Source organism: Flavobacterium columnare NBRC 100251 = ATCC 23463 (assembly GCF_002530675.1).
GTDB classification, from domain to species: Bacteria; Bacteroidota; Bacteroidia; order Flavobacteriales; family Flavobacteriaceae; genus Flavobacterium; species Flavobacterium columnare.
In genome coordinates, this window is the sequence record NZ_PCMX01000093.1 from 1 (window position 1) to 3,157 (window position 3,157).

General features: G+C 34.7%; 3 protein-coding genes. All 3 read left to right on the forward strand.

All coding sequences use genetic code 11. The features are described 5' to 3' along the window. Positions 1-355 (forward strand): gliding motility-associated C-terminal domain-containing protein (locus B0A78_RS11895; protein WP_169859145.1); only part of this gene is annotated, 355 nt, incomplete at its 5' end. Between the two features lie 54 nt (positions 356-409). After that, entirely contained in the window at positions 410-1,324 is a 915-nt protein-coding gene (locus B0A78_RS11900) for a PorP/SprF family type IX secretion system membrane protein (RefSeq protein WP_065212963.1), read from the forward strand. Positions 1,325-1,334: 10 nt separating this feature from the next. After that, on the forward strand, positions 1,335-3,157 hold a 1,823-nt coding region (locus B0A78_RS11905; RefSeq protein ID WP_097609699.1), incomplete at its 3' end, for an OmpA family protein.

Here is a 3,157-nt window from a genome sequence, read left to right on the forward strand (position 1 = left end):
TATTTGCGATACCGCCACTGTAACAGTAACGGTTCATCCATCAAACAATGAGGAAGTTGTAGTGTATAATCACATGACCCCTAATGGAGATGGAGATAACGATGTCTTTTTTATAGATGGTGTAGATAAATTTCCTAATAACTCAGTAGAAGTTTACAACCGATGGGGAGTATTAGTATATGAGGCAAAAGGATATAATAATAATGATCGAGCATTCCGAGGGATATCATCAGGACGAGTTACGATCAAACAATTAGAAGAATTGCCAGAAGGGACATATTATTATATGTTTAAGTATGAGAACACGAGTAGTGTAACCAAAGAGAAAGCAGGTTATTTATATATCAATAGATAGAGAATTAATATACCTCCGCCTTTAGGGCGGAGGATATTTAAAAAATAATATGATATGAAAAACAAAATTATATATTTACTACTTTTAATGAGTGGAGTTGGTTTTGCTCAACAAGAAGCACAGTATACTCAATATATGTATAACACTGCTAATGTAAATCCTGGTTACACAGGTACCCGCGGTTGTTTTAGTGCTTTAGTAATGCACCGCTCCCAATGGGTAGGATTAGAAGGAGCCCCAAAGACAAATACAGTCGCAATGAGTACCCCTTTAGGTCTTAACAATAGGATGGGATTAGGAGTAAGTGTTATAAACGATAAAATAGGTCCATCAGATGAAAATGCTATATCAGTAGACCTTAGTTATAATATTAATACTTCCGAGAATTCTAAATTGTCGTTTGGTATAAAAGGAACAGCCAATTTTTTTAGTGTTGATTTTAATAAGACTAAGATTCATAATGTATCCGACGGTTTGATAAGACAAAATGTAGACAATCGTTTTTTTCCTAATATAGGAGCTGGAGCATTTTGGTATTCAGATAAGACCTATGTAGGACTATCCATCCCTTTTATATTAGAACAAAAATATTATGATAATGACGTGCAATACGTAGCCAGTGAGCGTATGCACCCCCATTTAATAGCGGGACACGTATTTCGTTTAAGTAGCGAAGTACAGTTTAAACCCACAACGATGATTAAATATGTTAATGGAGCCCCATTACAAGTTGATTTATCAGGGAATTTTTGGTTTAATGAAAAATTTTCATTGGGAGCCGCCTATCGTTGGAGCGCTGCGTGGAGTGCCATGGCAGGATTTCAGATTAATGACTCATGGTTGATAGGATATGCCTATGATCGAGATGTTACCAGACTAGGAAATTTTAACTCTGGCTCACATGAAGTATTTTTACGTTATGAATTGTTTAAACGTGTAGAAAAAGTGGTAGCCCCACGTTTCTTCTAAAACTATTATTATGAAAAAAATAATTTTATTTACCGTATTAGGATTGTCTTTGCACGGAGGATATGCACAAGAGAAAAAAATCATAAAAGCAGGTAATCACTATAATGGTTTAGCATACGTCGATGCAATTGACACCTACTTAAAAGTAGCTCAAAAAGGATATAAATCCAAAGAGTTATTCCAACGCCTAGGAGATTCGTATTATTACAATGCTAAATTAGTAGATGCTCATAAATGGTATGCTGAATTATTTGCTTTAGGCGAAACAGTAGAACCCGAATACTATTATCGTTATGCACAAACCCTCAAATCGGTAGAAGATTACAAAAAAGCCGATGAATATATGAGTAAGTTTTATGAGTTAACATCAAAGGATACAAGAGCCAATATTTATAATAATCAAAAAGATTATAAAAATATTATCGCAAAAAATTCTGGGCGTTTTGAAATAAAACCAGTAAGCATTAACGGCAGTTCTTCCGATTATGGTACCGCATTTTATGGAGACAAAGTACTTTTTGCATCTACTAGAGATACCATCGGCGTTTTCAAAGCAAAAGCTAAATGGACAGGGAAATCATTTACCAACCTGTATGCTGCTGATAAAAATGAAACAGGAGACGATCTTCTTAATACAACTCGTTTTGCTAAAGAAATCAATTCTAAATATCACGAAGATTCTCCCGTTTTTACCAAAGATTTAAAAACGGTATACTTTACCCGTAATAATTTCAATGAAGGAAAAGTAGGAAGAGATGATAAAAAAATCATCAATCTGAAAATCTATCGTGCTAATTTAAATGCAAAAGGAGAATGGATTAATATAGTAGAACTACCATTTAATAGCGATCAATACAGTGTAGCCCATCCGGCTTTATCCCCTGATGAAAAGACTTTATATTTTGCTTCTAATATGCCAGGAACATACGGAGAATCGGATTTGTTCAAGGTAGCTATTTTAGGAGAAAATAGCTACGGAACACCTATTAACCTAGGAAATACAATCAATACAGAAGCCAGAGAAACCTTTCCTTTCATAACTGACAAAGGTGTACTATATTATGCAACCGATGGTCAACAAGGACTAGGAGGATTAGACATCTATGCCGCACAATTAGATGAGAAAGGCATGGTATCCAATTTAGTAAATGTAGGATCTCCAGTAAATGGTCCGATGGATGACTTCGCCTTTATCATAGACGAAAAAGGAAAAGGCTTCTTTTCATCAAACCGTTCAGGAGGCAAAGGATTAGATGACATCTATAGCTTTATAGAAAAATCACCACTCAATCTAGAAATTCAACACGAACTAGCAGGTGTTGTTACAAATTCTGAAACTAGAGAAGTAATTCCTGGAGCCACAGTAACATTATATGATGAGACGTTTAATGAAATAGGAAAAGTTCTTGCTGATGAAAAAGGTTTTTATGATTTCAAAAAAGTTCCTGCGGGTAAAAAATATTACGTAAGAGCAGAAAAAGAAGATTATGAAACCAAAGAAAAACCAGTAGACATTCCAAATAAAACAGGAAAAACAAATCTACCTATTGACACCGCTAAAAAAGTACGTGTAATACAAGAAGGATCCGATTTAGCTAAAATATTTGAAATTAAAATCATTTATTTCGATTTAGATAAATCGTTTATCCGTGCTGATGCAGCTGTAGAATTAGCCAAGATTTTAGAAGTAATGAAGCAATATCCAACCATGAAGGTAGATGTTCGATCACATACCGACTGTCGTCAAACAGTAGCCTATAATGCTAAACTTTCAGATCGTAGAGCAAAAGAAACAGTAGCTTGGTTAGTTAAAAACGGTATTGCTAAAGATCG